This window comes from Saccharothrix variisporea (assembly GCF_003634995.1).
GTDB classification, from domain to species: Bacteria; Actinomycetota; Actinomycetes; order Mycobacteriales; family Pseudonocardiaceae; genus Actinosynnema; species Actinosynnema variisporeum.
In genome coordinates, this window is record NZ_RBXR01000001.1 from 3,895,632 (window position 1) to 3,912,495 (window position 16,864).

15 protein-coding genes are annotated in these 16,864 nt (G+C 70.6%); 3 read left to right on the plus strand and 12 right to left on the minus strand.

Going from position 1 to position 16,864, the window contains the following annotated elements; translation table 11 throughout:
• Positions 1-154: 154 nt before the first annotated feature.
• On the minus strand, positions 155-1,387 hold the full coding sequence (locus DFJ66_RS17100) for a cytochrome P450 family protein (RefSeq protein ID WP_121222399.1): 1,233 nt from the start codon (positions 1,385-1,387) through the stop codon (positions 155-157).
• A gap of 231 nt (positions 1,388-1,618) precedes the next feature.
• On the opposite strand from DFJ66_RS17100, the gene DFJ66_RS17105 reads away from it, so the two are divergent.
• The 3 genes from DFJ66_RS17105 to DFJ66_RS17115 are packed head-to-tail and all read left to right on the plus strand — an operon-like array spanning position 1,619 to position 3,461.
• Entirely contained in the window at positions 1,619-2,482 is an 864-nt protein-coding gene (locus DFJ66_RS17105) for a 3-hydroxybutyryl-CoA dehydrogenase (RefSeq protein ID WP_121222400.1), read from the plus strand.
• Positions 2,479-2,976 (plus strand): YbaK/EbsC family protein, encoded by a 498-nt coding sequence (locus tag DFJ66_RS17110; RefSeq protein ID WP_121222401.1) that lies wholly within the window; start codon positions 2,479-2,481, stop codon positions 2,974-2,976. Before DFJ66_RS17105 ends, DFJ66_RS17110 begins: the two co-directional genes overlap by 4 nt.
• On the plus strand, positions 2,973-3,461 hold the full coding sequence (locus DFJ66_RS17115; RefSeq protein WP_121222402.1) for a pyridoxamine 5'-phosphate oxidase family protein: 489 nt from the start codon (positions 2,973-2,975) through the stop codon (positions 3,459-3,461). The genes DFJ66_RS17110 and DFJ66_RS17115 overlap by 4 nt, the downstream gene beginning before the upstream one ends.
• Positions 3,462-3,488: 27 nt before the next feature.
• On the opposite strand, the gene DFJ66_RS17120 is transcribed toward DFJ66_RS17115, so the two are convergent.
• The 11 genes from DFJ66_RS17120 to DFJ66_RS17170 all read right to left on the minus strand — a co-directional run bounded on the left by DFJ66_RS17120 (position 3,489) and on the right by DFJ66_RS17170 (position 16,671).
• Entirely contained in the window at positions 3,489-3,854 is a 366-nt protein-coding gene (locus DFJ66_RS17120) for a PLD nuclease N-terminal domain-containing protein (protein ID WP_121222403.1), read from the minus strand.
• An 86-nt stretch (positions 3,855-3,940) separates the two neighbouring features.
• On the minus strand, positions 3,941-4,810 hold the full coding sequence (locus tag DFJ66_RS17125) for an LLM class F420-dependent oxidoreductase (protein ID WP_121222404.1): 870 nt from the start codon (positions 4,808-4,810) through the stop codon (positions 3,941-3,943).
• Positions 4,811-4,878: 68 nt separating this feature from the next.
• Positions 4,879-5,289 (minus strand): hypothetical protein, encoded by a 411-nt coding sequence (locus tag DFJ66_RS17130; protein WP_121222405.1) that lies wholly within the window; start codon positions 5,287-5,289, stop codon positions 4,879-4,881.
• Positions 5,290-5,291: 2 nt separating this feature from the next.
• The gene (locus DFJ66_RS17135; RefSeq protein ID WP_121222406.1) at positions 5,292-6,404 is read right to left on the minus strand and encodes a hypothetical protein; all 1,113 of its coding nucleotides are present in this window, start codon (positions 6,402-6,404) and stop codon (positions 5,292-5,294) included.
• Positions 6,405-6,439: 35 nt separating this feature from the next.
• Positions 6,440-7,075: a TenA family protein gene (locus tag DFJ66_RS17140; protein ID WP_147459291.1), complete on the minus strand. Its 636-nt coding sequence runs from the start codon at positions 7,073-7,075 to the stop codon at positions 6,440-6,442.
• Positions 7,072-9,009 carry an acyl-CoA dehydrogenase family protein gene (locus DFJ66_RS17145; protein ID WP_342776961.1) on the minus strand — a complete coding sequence of 646 codons (1,938 nt, stop codon included), beginning with the start codon at positions 9,007-9,009 and terminating at the stop codon, positions 7,072-7,074. Before DFJ66_RS17145 ends, DFJ66_RS17140 begins: the two co-directional genes overlap by 4 nt.
• Positions 9,010-9,050: 41 nt before the next feature.
• Entirely contained in the window at positions 9,051-10,619 is a 1,569-nt protein-coding gene (locus DFJ66_RS17150) for an MFS transporter (RefSeq protein WP_121222409.1), read from the minus strand.
• Between the two features lie 542 nt (positions 10,620-11,161).
• Positions 11,162-12,208: a methyltransferase gene (locus DFJ66_RS17155; protein WP_121222410.1), complete on the minus strand. Its 1,047-nt coding sequence runs from the start codon at positions 12,206-12,208 to the stop codon at positions 11,162-11,164.
• On the minus strand, positions 12,205-12,954 hold the full coding sequence (locus DFJ66_RS17160) for an N-acetyltransferase (protein ID WP_121222411.1): 750 nt from the start codon (positions 12,952-12,954) through the stop codon (positions 12,205-12,207). The genes DFJ66_RS17155 and DFJ66_RS17160 overlap by 4 nt, the downstream gene beginning before the upstream one ends.
• 4 nt (positions 12,955-12,958) lie before the next feature.
• Positions 12,959-13,693: a leucyl/phenylalanyl-tRNA--protein transferase gene (locus tag DFJ66_RS17165; RefSeq protein ID WP_121222412.1), complete on the minus strand. Its 735-nt coding sequence runs from the start codon at positions 13,691-13,693 to the stop codon at positions 12,959-12,961.
• A complete protein-coding gene (locus DFJ66_RS17170) occupies positions 13,693-16,671 on the minus strand; it encodes a non-ribosomal peptide synthetase family protein (RefSeq protein ID WP_121222413.1) in 2,979 nt (992 codons plus the stop codon). The genes DFJ66_RS17165 and DFJ66_RS17170 overlap by 1 nt, the downstream gene beginning before the upstream one ends.
• Between the last annotated feature and the right edge of the window lie 193 nt (positions 16,672-16,864).

Consider the following 16,864-nt stretch of genomic DNA (forward strand, 5'->3'; position numbering starts at 1 on the left):
CAGCGGCAGGCGGGCGGGCGGCGGCAGGCGGGCGGCACGCGGGCGGCGGCGGTGGTGGTGGCGGTGGCGGTGGCGGGCTGTGCGTGCGGCTTGCCCGCTCAAGGCGAAAGCCCCGACCGGCTCGGAGCAGGTCGGGGCTTCCCAGCGAAAAGGGTCAGCGGTGGTTCAGGACCACGGGCAAAGCAGCCACGTCGTTGGCGATGAAGGAGTGCAGCGGCGCGATGTCCTCCGGAGCGACCGCCAGCGCCAAGTCCGGGAAGCGCGCGAACAACGCCGGCACCGCCACGTTCGCCTCCAGCCGAGCCAGGCGGGCGCCCGGGCAGAAGTGGGGGCCGAGGCCGAACGCCAGGTGTTCCTTGTCGGCCCGGTCCACGTCGAAGACCTCCGGGTTCTCGTGGACGTTCGGGTCGCGGCCGTGGGCCAGGTAGTTGATCAGGATCGCGTCGCCGGCCCGGATCACCACGCCCTCGCCCAGGTCGATGTCCTCCTTGGCCCACCGCATCGGCAGCGAACCCACCGGGCAGTGCACGCGCAGGGACTCCTCGACGGCGTCCGGCCAGCGGCTCGGGTCGGCCAGGACGACGGCCAGCTGGTCCGGGTTGGCCAGCAGCTCGCGGACGGTGTGGTCGATCAGCGACACCGTCGTCTGGCTGCCGCCGCCGATGAGCAGCAGGAGCATGTCCACGAGCTCCTGCTCCGCCAGCGGTTCCTCGCCGACCACGCGTGCGGCGAGCAGGAAGCTGGTCAGGTCGTCCTCGGGCTCGCGGCGCTTGAGGTCGATGAGCTGCCGCATGGCCACGTTCATGTCGGTGAACACCGCGGCCGACTCTTCCTCGGGCACGTTGTCGGTGTTCAGGACCACGCGCAGGATGCGCAGGACCTCGGGGCGCAGGTCGTCGGGCACGCCGAACAGGTCGCAGATCATGCGGGTCGGCAACTGCTGCGAGTACGCCGTGTGCAGGTCGACCGGCTGGTCGGCCGGGTGCTCGGCCAGGTCGTCCAGCAGGCGCTTGGCGATGGCCTCCAGGTGGGGGCGCATGGCGTCGATCCGCTTGGGGGTCAGGGCGGGCGCGACGAGTTGGCGCAGGCGCTGGTGTTCACGGCCTTCGGCGGTGGACATGGACTCCATGTCCACCCACGGCGACAGCCACTGCACCACGCCGGGCGAGTAGCTGGGCACGTTGTTCTTGACGTTCCGGGAGACACCGGGGTGCGTCAGCAGCTTGCGGACCACGTCGCCGCGCGAGATCGACCACGCCGACATGCCTTCCGGCAGCTCGACGGCCACGGCCGGACCCGCCGCGCGGAACTGGTCCATCTGGGCGTACAGGCACTTGCCACCCCGGCTGTCGATCTTCGCGGTGGTGGCAGCGCTGAAGTCGATCATCGTGCGCCTCCGGGAAAAGGATGACTGGGAACACCGCCGAAGCTACCGCCCGCCGAGAAATCGCGAGGTAATCGCGCGCTGGAATTCCACTCGACGAACGCGCAGGTCATTGCCCTGCCAGGAGGCACCGGATTAGTGTTGCGAACACATTCCTTGAAACAGGCGGCGGCGATCCCGTCCTGCTCGTTCGACATTCCACGGCACACCATTCACGTGAGGAAGCTGGGAACAATGGAGAGCATCAGCCGGGTCGGCGTGGTCGGGTGCGGGGTCATGGGTGCGGGGATCGCCGAGCTGTGCGCCCGCGCCGGGCTGGACGTGCTGGTCGGCGTGTCGCGGCCGGCGTCGCGGGACGCCGGGCGGGCGCGGCTCACCGGGTCGCTGGACCGCTTGGTGGGCAAGGGGAAGCTGAGCGCGCGGGACCGGGACGCGGCGCTGGCGCGGATCTCGTTCACCGCCGACCTGGGCGACTTCGCCGACCGCCAGCTGGTGGTCGAGGCGGTGTCGGAGCAGGAGTCGGTGAAGCTGGACGTCTTCGCCACGCTGGACAAGGTGGTCGAGGACGAGCACGCGATCCTCGGGTCCAACACGTCGTCGTTCCCGATCGTGCAGCTGGGCGGCGTGACCAGCCGGCCGGAGAACGTGGTCGGCCTGCACTTCTTCAACCCCGCCACGGTCCTGCCGCTGGTGGAGGTCGTCGGCTCGGTCCTCACCGACGCGTCCACTGTGGACCGTGCGGAGGCGTTCGTCACCGAGCTGCTGGGCAAGCAGGTCGTGCGCACCAAGGACCGCGCGGGTTTCGTGGTGAACGCGCTGCTGATCCCGTACCTGCTGTCCGCGGTGCGGATGCTGGAGTCCGGGATGGCCCCGATCGCCGACATCGACAAGGCGATGACGCTGGGCTGCGCGCACCCGATGGGGCCGCTGAGCCTGATCGACCTGATCGGCCTGGACATCGTGGCCGCGATCAGCGAGTCCCTCTACCTCGAGTACCGCGAGCCGCACTACTCCCCGCCGCCGCTGCTGTCCCGCATGGTGTCGGGCGGGCTGCTGGGCAAGAAGACCGGCCGGGGTTTCTACGAGTACCCACGATGACCCGGTACGACGAGCTCGTGGCGTTGCTGGACGCGGGGAACGCCCGGTACCGCCTGATCCACCACGCGCCGGAGGGCGTCACGTCACCGGCGAGCCGCCTGCGCGGGCACCCGCTGTCCCAGGCGGCGAAGTGCATCGTGGCCCGCGTCAAGCACGGCAAGAAGGTGAACCGCTTCCTGCTGGCCGTCGTCCCGGGCGACCGGTTGGTCGCGCTGGAGGCGTTGCGCGAGCTGTGGGGCGGCACGTACGTGTCGTTCGCGACGCGGGAGACGGCGGAGGAGCTGTCCGGGTGCGTCAGCGGCACCATCGTGCCGTTCACCTTCCGGGACGACCTGGAGCTGGTCGTGGACCGGACGTTGTTGGAGGAGCCGGAGATGTTCTTCAACGCGGCGCGGCTGGACGTCTCCCTCGCCCTGGACACGCGGGACTACGTCCGGCTGGCCCGGCCGAGGGTCGAGGACATCGCCGGCGAACCGTTGGCGGAGGTGGGATGAGCGCGCTCGCCGCACGACTGGCCCGGGTGCTGGGCGAGGCCAGGTACCTGTCGCTGGCGACGGTGTCGGCGACCGGGGAACCGTGGTCGGCGGTGCTCCAGTACGCCGTGCTGCCCGACCCGCTGCGGTTCCTGTTCGGCTCGGCGGTCGGGTCGCGGCACAGCCGGGACGTCGCCGCGCGACCGGCGGTGAGCGGTTCCCTGTTCGTGACGGGGAACGCGCTGACGGAGGTCGACGGCGCCCAGTTCGCCGGGACGTGCCGGGAACTGACCGAGGACGAGGTCCGCACCCACCACGCCGCGTTCTACGACGCGCTGCTGCCGGACGAGGCGTCCCGAGCGGAGTACACGCTGCCGGTGGAGGCGCTGCTGGCCCCGGCCGAGCACCGGATCTACCAGGTCACGGTCGACCGGATCTGGCTCATCGACACGTCGAGGTGGCTGGAGGACCGCATCGACCGCCGCGTCGAGGTCCCGCTCCCCTGACCCGGGCGAGAGACGAGCCGGTACGAGTCAGCTGCCGGTGCCCGACCCCGACTCGCGGGCCTTGCGGCGCTGTTCCTCGGCGCGTTCGCGGCAACGGCGCAGGAATTCCGCGTCGGCCTCCGGGTCGGTGGCGGCGAAGCGGCCGGGGCGGTCGTACTCCGGGAACCCCGACGCGGTGCGTTCGTGGGCACGCGGCCGGGAGTACGCGCGCACCGGGCGGCCCGCCACCAGCCACGCGATCGAACCGACCAGCGGGAAGAACAGCACGACCAGCAACCACGTGACCCTCGGCAGGTTGCGCGCGTCGCCATCGGCCGTCGTGATGACGTCGACCAGGCAGAACAGCCACAGCCCGAACGTGACCAGCCCGAAGAAACCACCGAAGTACAGCACTTCCGCAAACCCCCCAAGGTCTTCAGCGCCCAGGAGGGTAGCGCACCGGCGGACCGGAAGTGCGTCCGATCCGCCGGTCCGCCGAACTACAGGTCCGCCAACCGCGGCACGAGCGGGGTGGCGACCTCCTCGACCCACGCCGCCGGGGCGTCGCCCGGCGGGACCAGGATCACGGTGTCGATGCCCAGCGCGCCGTAGTCGGCGATGTCGCGCAGGAAGTCGTCGATGGTCTCCACCGTCGGCGCGGGGCGGTAGGTGATGGTCTTGTCGATGGCCGTGAAGTCCCGGCCGAGGCGGTCGCAGTGGGCGCGCAGCACGTCGAGCTTGTGCCGCACCTGGTCCTTGTCGCCGCTGAACAGGTTGCAGGCGTCGGCGTACTGGGCGACCATGCGCAGCGTCTTCTTCTCACCACCGCCGCCGATCATGATCGGGGGACGGCGGATGGGCTGCGGCGAGCACAGGGTCTCGGCGAGCTGGTAGTGCTTGCCCTCGAAGGAGCCGTTGTTCTCCGGGTCCCACATCTGCAGGCAGATCCGGATCGCCTCCTCCAGCCGCTCGAACCGCTCCGACAGCGGCGGGAACGGCACACCCAACCCGAGGTGCTCCCGCTCGTACCAGGCGGCACCGATGCCCAGCTCGACCCGCCCGCCGGACAGCACGTCCACAGTGGACACGATCTTGGCCAGCAGGCCGGGGTGGCGGTAGGTGACGCCGGTGACCAGCAGGCCGAGCTGCACGGCCGAGGTGTGGGCGGCGAGGAAGCCGAGGGTCGAGTAGCCCTCCAGCATCGGGTCGGTGGCCGGCTTGAACATCTCCATCTGGAAGAAGTGGTCCATCACGGAGAGGCGGGCGACCCCGGCGGCGTCGACCGCCTGGCCGACCCTCGCCAACTCGGGCGCGATGCCGGCCGCGCCGTCGGGGACGGTGAATTCGATGACGTGGATTCCCAAGCGCACCCCGCCAGCCTAGGAACTGGAGTGCACTCCAGCACAAGGGGCAACCTGAAGTTCACACGATCCCGAGCTCACCAGGCGTCGGACAGGAACGTCCGGCCCTCGTCCGGATCGGGGTCGTCGCCGGGCCTACGACTCGGCCGCGACCGCCCTGACCAGCGCGGTTCAGGGGACTCGGCGGCGGGCGGCTCGGTCGGCAGGGTGTTCAACGCCGCGATCCGGTCTTCGACGGCGGTCGCCGCCTCGGCCTCCACGCGCGCCCGTTCGGCCGGCGACAGGCGGTGCCACCGCTCCACCAGGTCGCGCACGGGCTGGAGCGCCCGGTCGCTCAACGCCGACGTGCAGAGCAGGTCCCGGCTCGACGCGCGCCCCGCCACCACCTCCCGCGCGAAGTCCGCGACCTCGCCCGAACCGGCCGCCAACTGCGCCGTCCGCGCCTGCTGCGCCCGCACACCGGCCGGCGTCGCCCAGGGGTTCTCCACCGTCACACCGCCGCGTGGTCGTAGGGGGTGCAGGGCCACAGCTTGGCGACCACCTCGCCGTTGCCCACCAGCACCTGCAACGCCGACACCACGACGTGCGCGGCGGCCCGGACGGCGTCGATGGCGCTGGAGATCTCGGACACCGAGAACAGCACCGACACGATCCCGTGCAGCGGGTTCTGCCCGCGCAGGATGCTGATCGCCCCGCCGACGAACGACCCGGCGTTGCGGGTGAGCAGGTCGACCAGGGTGTCCAGCAGGGTGTCCACGAGGATGGTCAGGGCGCTGACCGCGTGGTAGGCCGCGCTCGCGAACTTCTTGATCTGCCCGGCCACCTCGGTCATGAACTCGACGTGCCCCTGGCAGGCGGCGGAGTACTCGGCGAGCCAACTCTCGGCGGCGTTCGCCGCGTTGCCGTCCCACTTGTCCTGCACCAGGTAGCGCCCGCGGTCGACGTTCTCCTTGACGATCGAGTACGCGTAGGCGGTGTCCTCGAAGGCCTGGCCCTGCCGGTAGAGGTTGCTCCAGTCGCCGCCGACCAGCCGGGTGAGCTCCTCGAAGACGTCCCGGTTGGTCAGGGCCCGCATGAGGTCCCGGACGTGCTGGGCGACCGAGCACCGGCCCAGCAGCTCGTCCAGCCGCTGCTCGATGTCCACCGGCCAGCCCTCGGCGACGGCCTTCTCGTCGGGTTGCGTCGGCACGCCCGGGTAGGGGCGCGACGGGTTCGCCGGGTCGGCGGCCGGGTCGCGGCCCTCGTCGAAGGTCGCGTCGGGGGCGACGACGTCGTCCTCGTCCAGGCGCGTGGGCGTGGCGCCGGGGTAGGTGCCGTCCAGCCGGACCACCTCGGCCCGGTCCACCCGCACGTAGTACTCGGCGAGCTTCTCGAACTCCGCACCGGACGCGTTGGCGAGGTCGGCGCCGTGCCGGGTGTTGGCCTCGCCGAGCCGCTGGACCTGGTTCAGCGGCTCGTTGAGCAGCCCCAGCAGCCCTTCCTGGTACCCCTCGGGCCGTCGGTGCTCCAGCTCCTGCACGAACCGGCCGATCGCCTCGCCGTTGCGGGCGACCAGTCGCCCCAGGCCCGCCACGGACGGCGGGTCCACCACGAATCCGGCCATGTCGGCTCCCCTCGACGCCGGGCGCAGCCTAACCACTACTCGGTCATGGCGGACCAGAACGCGGCCTCGTACGCGTCGACCATGCGCGCCGCGCGCAGCAGCTCCACGGGGTCGTCGCCGGCGTCCAGACCCCGCGCCACCACGTCCGCGGCCTGGTCCAGCACCTCCTGCGGCGTCTCGGCGAAGAACCGGAAGTGCGCCACCGCCCGGTCGGTGAACCCGTGCGCCTGGAGCGCGTCCGCGAGCCGCGCGTACGTCCCGCCGGACTCCTCCACGTTCACCAGCAACGCCAGCGGCACCGCCCCGCGCGGCCCGAAGACCGCCGTCCGGGCGAGGAACGCCGGGTAGGCCTGGGCGAGCGGCCGGGGCTCGTGCGCCCGCAGGTCCTCCGCGCTCGCACCGACCGCCGCGCCGAAGTCGAGCAGCAACGCCAGGGCTTCGTCCTCCGCCCCGGCCATGGCCGGGAACAACGGCTCCGGGAACCGCGCCGCCAGCAGCGCGAAGCTCTGCCGGTCGCTGGACACCAGGTGGAACAGCTCCCCGGCCAGCGCACGCAGCCGCGCGGTCTCCACCGGACCGCCCTCGACCGACTCCAGGAACCGGTTCGGCGCCTTCACCAGGGCCTGCCGCCCCCGCGCCACCAGGTCCTCGACCCGCTCGTCCACGCTCATCCCCTCTCCGACCGGGTGCGCCGCACGGAGACCCGGGTCGACGGTCCGGGTGCCGGTTCGGCGATCCACGGTCCCTCGATCGACGGGTCGAGCACGCCGTCCTCCAGCCACGTGTAGGTGTCGTCCAGCACCCGCGCGGCGAGCGCGGAGTCCTTCTCGTCGGTGTTGACCCACAGCCGGTCCCACAGCTGCGCGATCCGCCGCCGGGACTGGGCGCAGAACGCGTCGGCCAGCTCGACCGCCGTCCCGCCCAGCTCCCGGGCGCGCACGCAGGTCACGCTCATCGCGTACAGCTCGGCGGCGATGTCCACCACCCGGCCCACGAACAGCTGCCGCTCCAGCACCGCATCACCCCACCGCTTGCGCCCGCGGTCGAGGTGCCGGGCCAGCTCGCGGGCGGTGTCCGCGGCGAACCCCACGTGCCCGTTCAGTTCGCCGAAGTCGGTCTCGCCGGCGGGCGCCTCGTCGGGGGTGTCGGTGTCGCCCAACGCGTCGGAAGCGATGAACACCCGCAGCGCCTCGGTCGAGCCGTCGAAGATCCGCCCGATCCGCACGTCCCGCAACAGCTGCTCGACCGGCACACCGCGTTCACCGCGGGCAGCGGCGGACTCGGCGGTCTCGTACCCCCGCCCGCCGCGGACCTGCACCAACTCGTCGGCGACCCGCCAGACCTGCTCGGAGGCGAACAACTTCGCCAACTCGGCCTCGGCCCGCGTGTCCGCCCCGGCGTCGGCCCGCCGCCCGGACACCTCGACGATCGCCTCCAACGCGAACGCGGTGGCCGCGATGAACGCGATCTTGGCGGCGACGGCCTCGTGCGCACCGATCGGCTTGTCCCACTGCACCCGCACCCGCGACCACTCGCGAGCGATCTTGAGACTCCACTTGGCCGCCGCCGCGCACACCGCCGGCAACGACAGCCGCCCGGTGTCCTGCGCGGCCAACGCGACCTCCAGCCCGTTGCCCTCCGGCCCGATGCGCCGGTTGTCGGCCACGAAGACCTCGTGCAGCCGCACGACCCCGTTCTCCAGGCCCTTCAACCCGAGGAACGAACTCCGGTGCTCGACGGTGACCCCTGGGGCGTCCGCCTCGACCACGAACGCCGACATCCCCTCCACCCCGGGAATCACCGCCATGACCACCAGCAGGTCGGCGATCGTGCCGTTGGTGACCCAGAGCTTGAGCCCGTCCAGGAGGTACCCGCCGGCGGTGGGCGTGGCGGTGGTGCGCATCCGGAAGGGGTCGTTGCCGATGTCCGGTTCGGTCAGCGTGAACGCCGAGATCTCGCGCGCGCACCGGGGCAGCAACTCGCGCTTCTGGTCGTCGGTACCGAACAGCAGCAGCGGCTGGGTCAGCCCGATCGCCTGGTGCGCGGCGAGCAACTCCCCCAGCGAGGAGTGCGCCGAACCGACCACCATCAACGCCCGCAGGTAACACAGCCCCGACAACCCGAGCCCGCCGTACTCCCGCGGCAACTTGATGGCGAACGCCCCGAGCTCCCGCAGCCCGTCCACCACCTCGTCCGGGATCCGATCCTCCCGCTCGATCTGCACCCCGGACACCTTCAGCCGGCAGAAATTTTTAATTCGCTGAAGGAAAATTTTCTCCTCTGTGGTGAGGTCGGCCCAGGAGCCGGCACCGACGCCCACGCCGGGACTCCCGCCCACCGCCGAAACGTCACCACCAGCGGAGACATCGGCCGAGGCCAGAACACCGCCCGCACCGAAACCGTCATCCCCCACGAAACGCCCACCCGCAGCCCGAGCGCCGCCCGCAGCGGAACCGCCGCCCGCAGCTTGGGCGCCGCCCGCAGTGGGAGTGTCACCCACCGCGCAAACGTCACCCGCACCGGGAACGTTGGCCGTAGGTCGCTCCAACAGGTCGAGCCGCAGTCGGCCACGGAAGAGCTCTCTGCCGAAACTCGGTCTGGTCACCGTCGCCTCTCCCCTCGGGACTCGGACCGAGCCCCGTCCGCTCAGGACTTCGCTTCAGCGCTCTCGTCGTCGGAGGCCCACTGCTGCGCGCCACCGGTCGGCGGCACGTGCCGCAGCCGGGTCGCTGCCACCACCGCACCCACCGCCGCCACGACGGCCGCGATCAGCGCCCCGGTGTTGAGCCCGCTGGTGAACGCGGCCCGCGCGGTCTCCAGCACCGGCCCACCCAGTTCGCCGGACACCCGCCCGGCCACCGCCACCGCACCGTCCAGGCTGTCCCGGGCAGCCGCCGCGTCCTCGGCACCCAGCCCGTCCGGCAGCACGACCCCGCCCCGGTACACGGCCACGCCGATGCTGCCGATCAAAGCCACACCCAGCGACAGCCCGAGGTCGTTCGCGGTGGTGCTCAACCCCGACGCCGCACCCGCCTTCTCCGGCGGCACGGACCCGACGACCAGTCCGGTGGTCAACGCCATCGCCGGGTTCACCGCCGGGTACAGCACGATGAAGCCCGCGATCAGCAACGGCAGCCCCGCCGTGCTCTCGACCTGCGTCAACATCAGGTAGCCGACCACCTGCACCGCCAACCCACCCGCGATGATGAACCCGGGCCGCACCCGCCGCGCCAGGATCGGCGTCGTCATCGACACACCCACCAGCACCAGGGCGGCGGGCAGGATCGCCAGGCCGGTCTGCAACGGCGACAGCTCCGCCACCAGTTGCAGGTACTGCGTGAACATCAGGTACATGCCACCCATGGCGAGTGCCGCCAGGACGTACACCGCCAGCGCCCCCGACACCGTCCGGTTGGCGAACAGCCGGACGTCGAGCAACGGCACGTCGATCCGCAACTGCCGCAGCACGAACCACACCCCGACCCCGACGCCCACGACGATCGCCACCAACGCCTCCACCAGCGAGTCGTCCTTGGCCAACGCCTTCACGCCGTAGATCAACGGCAACAACGCCACCAACAACAGCACGACGCTCACCACGTCAAGCCGCCCGGCTCCGGCGTCCTTGTGCTCCGGCAACACGAACGGCGCAGCCACGGCCACCAACGCCATCACCGGCACCGCGACCAGGAACGTGGCCCGCCAGGAGAACACCTCGAGCAGCAGCCCGGACAACAACGGCCCCAACGCCACACCAACGGAGATCCCGGCCGCCCACGCCCCGATCGCCACACCACGCTGCTTGGCGTCCAGGAACATCGAGAAGATCAGCCCCAACGTAGCCGGCATGACCGCAGCAGCGGCAACCCCGAGCACGGCCCGCCAAAAGATCATCATCGACGGATCGGTCGTGTACGCGGCCACCACCGACACCACGGCAAACACCGCCGACCCCACCGCAAGCAACCTGCGACGCCCGACCCGATCGCCGAGCGTGCCCATCGCGACGAGGAAGCCCGCCATCAGGAACCCGTAGATGTCGACGATCCACAGCATCTGCGTGCCGTCAGGGTGCAGGTCGGCAGCGATGTGCGGAATGGCGAGAAACAAGATCGTCAACATCATGAACAGCAGCAACGAGGGCAACACCAACAGCCCCAGCCCCACCCACTCCCGCCGCCCAGCCCGCGCCGGCGCTTGGTTCCCGGTGGCCATGACCCATCCCTTCACGAGGCGGTGATACCCAAGGGGGGTATCAAGCTAGCGGCCCTGAACATACAGGGAGGGGGTATCGCACCGCACCCCACAACCACCACCCATCCCCAACCCTGCGGTAACTCCCAACTAGAGCCCGAGACACACACCCAGCACCGCCACCCCTGCCCCACTCCTGCCCCACCCCGGCGCCACCACCCCTGCCCCACCCCCGCGCCACCACCCCTGCGCCGAAGGCGCACGCCGCTGGGCTAATGAGCCACGAGAAGGGCCTCGGTTTCTTTCCCCCGTACGGCCTGGGCGCAGCCCAACCACGCTTTCCCCGTATTTGCAACCACGCTTCACCGGTTGCAAATACGGGGAAAGTGTGGTTGCCTCCGGCAGGCCGTACGGGGGAAAGAAACCGACGCCCTTCCCCCCCGGGGGCCTGCCCAGCGGCGAGCGTCGCTTTTGCTCTTCTCGCTTTTGCTCTTCTCGCTTTTGCTCTTCTCGCCTTTGATCTTTCGCCTTTACTCTTCTCGCTTTTGCTCTTCTCGCCTTTGCTACAGCGCCGGACGAGCCGTGATCAGCGACAACGGCCCAGCCGCCCCATGCCCCACCGACTCCACCACAAACCCGGTCTCCCCCAACAACCCCCGGAACTGCCCCTCCGTCCGCTCCCGCCCCCCAGCCGTCACCAGCATGTTGATGTCCGTGTAGAACATCACCGGGTTCGCAGTATCAGCCGCATCCGGCAACACCGACCCCACGATCAACAAAGTCGCCCCCTCCGGCATCGACGCCCGAACCGTGCGCAACAACCGCCGCGCGCCATCGTCGTCCCAGTCCTGGAAGACGCTCTTGATGATGTAAAGGTCCCCGCCACCCGGCACCGACGCGAAGAAGTCCCCGGCCACGACCTCGCACCGGTCGGACACGCCCGCCGCCCCGAGCACGCCCGCCGCCTCGGCGACGCCGGCCGCGCTGTCGAAGCACACGCCGGTCAGGTGGGGGTGCGTCCCCAGGATCGCGGCCAACAGGGTCCCGTCACCGCCGCCGACGTCGACCACCCGGCGCACCGCCGAGAAGTCGTACCCGTGGGCGACCAGCCCGGCAGACACCCGCGACTCCTGCCCCATGGCCACGTTGAACAGGGCCGACAGCTCGGGGTTCTCCGCCAGGTGCACGTAGATGTTCTTGCCGTGCACGTGGTCGAAGGCGCACTCGCCGGTATCGATGGTGTGCTTCACCTGCTGCCACGACGAGAACAGGGTCGGGTTGGTGAAGAACCTGGTGAACGCCCACAGCGAGTCCGGTGAATCAACCCGCAACTGCTCGCCCACCTCCGTCAACGCGAACGTGTCGGGCGTCGGCTCGGCGAACAACCCGATGGCCACCAACGTGCGCAGCAACCGGTGCAGGGAGGGCGCGTGCGTGCCGGTCGCCGCCGCCAGGTCCGCGCTCGCGGTGACGCCCGCGTGGATGTGGTCGGCCAACCGCAGCTCCGCGGCCAGGGCGAGGGCCTGCGAAGCCATGTACCCGCCAATCACCTCGATCAACGCGGCACGGTTGCGGATCTGGTCGGTGCGGGTGGGCAGGGTGCTGGTCATCGGACATGCCTTTCACTGGAGGTGAGGGGGTGTCGGACCCACACGTTGGGTTCGAGGTAAACGGCCTGGTCGTGGACGACGTCCACCTGAACCGGGGTCAGCGCGCCCGGCACGACGACCGGGCCGCTGGTGTCGAAGGGAAGTCCGGTCCACTCGCGCCACTGCGCGAGGCTGCCGGAGATGGTCATGGAAACCGGGCACACCTTGAGCACCGCGGCACCCGCCCGAACGTGCACGCGCAGCCACGGGTCGGTCGGCAGCCCGTCGTCCCGCACCCGCGCCGCGTACTCGACCATCGGGACGTGCGGCTCGTGGTGCTTGGCGCTGGGCCGAACCGGGACTACTACGTCCCGAAACCCATGTGCCCGAGCGTTGTCAGCCACGGCCCCCAGCGTGAACGCAGACAGGTTCTGCGCACGCTTACCAGGCACCACAGCCACTTCCAGCGCACACAACGTGGTCAACGTACGACCGTCATACGTGTCCATCATGCTCAGCTTCAGAGACGCATCCCACCCGTTGTCGGGCAACGACCCCACCAGCCCGTCCCACGCGAACGGCACACTGGCCGCCCGTGCGACCACGGTGTCGTCGTCCTCCACCACAACGATCTGGTGCTGCGGGTACGTATCAAACGCCCACCCGATCAACATGGGCTCCGGCGCGATGTAAGGCGGCCACTCGGCCTCCATGTACAGCATGGCGTCCGTGAGGTCCGGCCGCTCCTTGAGCGTCACAACGCGCATCTCGTCACGCTGCCAAACTGCGAGCAGGCAGAGCGTGCGCCGGCATCTCGCCGCTCTCGGAACCATGAGCCCGAAGCAACGCGAGGTACTCCGCACGCGGCACGGGCACAGCACCGATGAGCTTCGCGTGCTCGCCGTCGTGCTGGACGTCGACCGCCACGCCGCCGCTCTCCGCGACCCGCCGCACCAGGCACGCCACCGCGACCTTCGCCGCCCCGCTGCGCTTGGTGAATTGGGAGTCCGCGCTGAACACGCCACCGATCCGCACGCCGAACGTGCCGCCGACCAGCTCGTCGCCCTCCCACACCTCGACGCTGTGCGCGTGCCCGGCCTCGTGGAGGGACACCAACCCCCGCACCAACCGATCCGTCAACCACCGCGGTTCGCGACCAACCCGACAGTGCATCACGACCTGCTCGAAGGACGCGTTCAACGTCGTGGTCCACTCGACCTTGTTGCGCAGCTGCTGCCGCAGGCTCCGCTGCACGCGCAGCCGGTCCACGAAGATCACCGGCCGCGGGTCGGGCGAGCACCACGCCACCCCGTGAGGATCGTCCCCGACCGCGGGCACGTCCCCGTACGCGAACTCGTTGACGATCTTCTGCTCCTCGGTGTCCGCCGGGAACGGGTACAGCCCGTGCCGGTAGGCGTCCAGCAGCACCGCCGGCGACAGGTCGTCCCGGAACACCACCGGCCCTTCGGCGGGCGCGTCGCCCAAGCTCAGGAAGTCCCAGGACATCACGCCGCCCCGAGGAACTCGATGGCCGTCAGGTAACCGATGTAGCGGTCCAGCATGGCCGCGTCGACCGGCGGGATCTCGATGCCGCTGCCGCGCAGCGCCTCGGTCACGTTGGCCTGGGTGAACACCGGGAACGTCGTCTCCAGGTACATCTCGGCCACGCTCATGGACCCGGCCGCGCACCGGTCGATGAACAGCGGCGCGAACGGGGTCATCGGGTGGTCGGGCTGTTCGACGGCGATGCGCACCATCTCGTCCAGCCACTCGCTCCACGACACCTCGCGCACGTCGTGCCCGTGCGCGCGCAGCCGGTCCACCAGCACGGAGATGTTGACCTTGCCCGCGTTCGTCAGGTGGTAGACCTCCCCACCGGGCAACGACTTCGATGCGATGTGGGCGACCGCCGCCGCGAACACGTCGACCGGCGTGTAGTCCAACGGCAGTTCCGCGACGGGCGCGGTCCCGGTGTCCACCACGAACTTCTTCATCGCGCACATCTCGGTGGCGATGTTCCACGCCCCGTTGACCCGGTCGCCGGAGATGTCCGCCGCCCGGTACACCGCGACCGGCAGACCGCGCTCGGACGCCTTCCGCAGCAGAGCCTCCGCGACCCACTTGCTCTCGACGTATCCCACGGACAGGTGGTCCGCGTACCCCAGCGGAGTGGTCTCGGTGACGTGTCGGACACCGGCCGTGCCGAAGCCCGCGATGACCGCCATCGTGGACGTGTAGTGCACCGGGATGTTCCGATACCGCGCGGCCATCCGGATGATCTCGCGGGTGCCGTCCACGTTGGCGGGCTTCATGTGCGAGTACGGGTAAATGAAGTTCACCCGCCCGCCCGGGTGGTGGATGACGTCCACCGTGCGGGCCAGCCGGTCGAAGTCCTCTTCGGACAGCCCCAGGCCGGGGTCCCCGAGGTCGCCGGGCACGGCCACGATCCGCGACCGGTACCGGCCGAGGTCGTCGCCGAAGTAGTGCACGGCGTTGGCCTGCACCCGGCTCAGACCGCGCTCGGCGTCGCCGGCGCGGACCAGGCAGTGCACGGTGGCGCTGGTCTTCTCCAGCAGCTCCCGCAGCAGGTAGATGCCGAGGAAACCGGTCGCGCCGGTGAGGAACACGTGCTGCGGGTCCTGCCAGTTCACCGGGTCCTCGACCTCGCGCCGGACCTCGACGTCCAGCTCCGACTCGGCCGCGAAGTCGACCTTGCGGCGGGTGTCGTCGCCGGCCAGCGTGCCCTCGCGGGCCGCGCGCACGGCACGGGCGAAGCTGCGCAGGGTGGCGTCCTCCAGCAGCAGCCGGATCAGCGGCCGGACCTGCGTGATCAGCACGCCCAGCGAGCCGCGCACTTTCGCCATCAGCTCGGCGGCGAGGATGGAGTTGCCGCCCAGCTCGAAGAAGTTGTCCTCCGCCGACACCCGGTCGACCTTGAGCACCTGCCGCCACAGCCGGGCGACCCCGCGCTCCACCAGGTCCACGGGGGCGTCCTCGACCGTCTCGCGGACCGCGACCTCCGGTGCGGGCAGCGCGGCGAGGTCCACCTTGCCGTTGGTCTTCAACGGCAACTCCGGCAGGGCCACGAACGCCGTGGGCACCATGTAGTCGGGCAGGTGGCGACCCGCGAACTCGCGCAACTCCTTGCCGTCCACCGGGCGAGAGGACGTGAAGTAGGCGGCGAGCCGCTTCTGGCCGTGGGTCTCGTAGGCGGTGACGGCGACCGTGTCCACGGCGTCGTGGGCCGCCAGCGTGGCCTCGACCTCGCCGGGCTCGACGCGGAAGCCGCGGATCTTGAGCTGGCGGTCGATGCGGCCCAGCACCTCGACGTGCCCGTCCGCGGTCCACGCGCCCAGGTCGCCGGTGCGGAACATCCGGCCGCCGGTGAACGGGTCGCGCCGGAAGCGGTGGTCGGCGTCCTCGGTGAGGTAGCCGCGTGCCACGCCGAAGCCGCCGATGTGGATCTCGCCGCGCTCGGCGGGGTTGCCGTGCTCGTCCAGGACGTGCACGACGGTGCCGGGCAGCGGCGCGCCGACCGGGGCCGCGCCGCGCTCGGGCAGCACGTCGGCGGTCAGGTCCGCCACGCACGAGGTGATCGTGGTCTCGGTGAGGCCGTAGGCGTTGACCAGGCGCACGCCGGGCATGAGGTCCAGCGCCAGGCGGCAGTCCTCGGCGTTGACCGCCTCGCCGCCCACGATGACCAGCCGCACCGGCAGCTCGCCGGCGCCGCGCTCGACCTCGGACAGGAACCGCCGCCAGTACGCCGGGGTCAGGTCCATGACGGTGATCCCGTGCCGGCGCAGGCGTTCGGGCAGTTCGCTGGGCGCCCACACGGTTTCCGGCAGCACCAGGGTCGCGCCGGCCAGCAGCGCGGTGGTGATCTGCTCGATGGAGGTGTCGAAGGACAGCGCGCCGAACTGGAGCACGTGGTCGTCGGGCGTGATGCCGTACCGGCCTTCGAGCTGCGCGCACAGGTAGCTCAGCGACTCGTGCTCGACCACGACGCCCTTCGGCGTGCCGGTCGACCCCGAGGTGTAGATGATGTACGCCGCGTCCGCGCCGTGCACGGCCACCGGCACGGCGGTCGGGGCGTCGGTCCCGGCGTCCGGGGTGACCGCCGTGACCGGTAGGTCGGCGAAGCGGGTGACGTCGTGGGTCAGGACGATGCCGCAGCCGGTCTCCTTGACGAACGCCTCGACGCGGCCGTCCGGCGCGCTCGGCTCGACCGGGAGGTACGCGGCGCCGGCCTTCCAGATCGCGAGCAGGCTCACGATCGCGTCGACCGAGCGCTCCAGGTGGACCATGACGACCGAGTCGGGGCCGGCGCCGTGGCCGACGAGGACGCGGGCGAGGCCGTTCGCACGGCGCTCCAGCTCCGCGTAGCCGATCCTCGCGTCGCCGTGGACGACCGCCGCCCGGTCGGGTTGCGACGCGGCACGGGTGGCGAACAGTTCGTGGACACGCGGTTGCCTACGGATGTTCATGGGTTCCCTCGGGGTGCCGCCGAATTTCTCGATAACGGCGACATTACCGACGGATTCCGGTTCCCCCGACTACCAGAACGAGCGTTCCTCAGCTCGGGTTCCCGCACCGGTGACTACTCAACAAGGTAGTCGGGAAGGCGATGTCGAACCGCGCTGGAATCGCACTGGAAAACGGCCGGCGGACCGGTCGCGC

Bases quoted from the DNA above. Each gene is read 5' to 3' on its own strand.
- DFJ66_RS17100 (WP_121222399.1), bottom strand. From the start codon at position 1,387: ATGATCGACTTCAGCGCTGCCACCACCGCGAAGATCGACAGCCGGGGT.
- DFJ66_RS17105 (WP_121222400.1), top strand. From the start codon at position 1,619: ATGGAGAGCATCAGCCGGGTCGGCGTGGTCGGGTGCGGGGTCATGGGT.
- DFJ66_RS17110 (WP_121222401.1), top strand. From the start codon at position 2,479: ATGACCCGGTACGACGAGCTCGTGGCGTTGCTGGACGCGGGGAACGCC.
- DFJ66_RS17115 (WP_121222402.1), top strand. From the start codon at position 2,973: ATGAGCGCGCTCGCCGCACGACTGGCCCGGGTGCTGGGCGAGGCCAGG.
- DFJ66_RS17135 (WP_121222406.1), bottom strand. From the start codon at position 6,404: ATGGCCGGATTCGTGGTGGACCCGCCGTCCGTGGCGGGCCTGGGGCGA.
- DFJ66_RS17140 (WP_147459291.1), bottom strand. From the start codon at position 7,075: ATGAGCGTGGACGAGCGGGTCGAGGACCTGGTGGCGCGGGGGCGGCAG.
- DFJ66_RS17150 (WP_121222409.1), bottom strand. From the start codon at position 10,619: ATGGCCACCGGGAACCAAGCGCCGGCGCGGGCTGGGCGGCGGGAGTGG.
- DFJ66_RS17155 (WP_121222410.1), bottom strand. From the start codon at position 12,208: ATGACCAGCACCCTGCCCACCCGCACCGACCAGATCCGCAACCGTGCC.
- DFJ66_RS17160 (WP_121222411.1), bottom strand. From the start codon at position 12,954: ATGCGCGTTGTGACGCTCAAGGAGCGGCCGGACCTCACGGACGCCATG.
- DFJ66_RS17165 (WP_121222412.1), bottom strand. From the start codon at position 13,693: ATGTCCTGGGACTTCCTGAGCTTGGGCGACGCGCCCGCCGAAGGGCCG.
- DFJ66_RS17170 (WP_121222413.1), bottom strand. From the start codon at position 16,671: ATGAACATCCGTAGGCAACCGCGTGTCCACGAACTGTTCGCCACCCGT.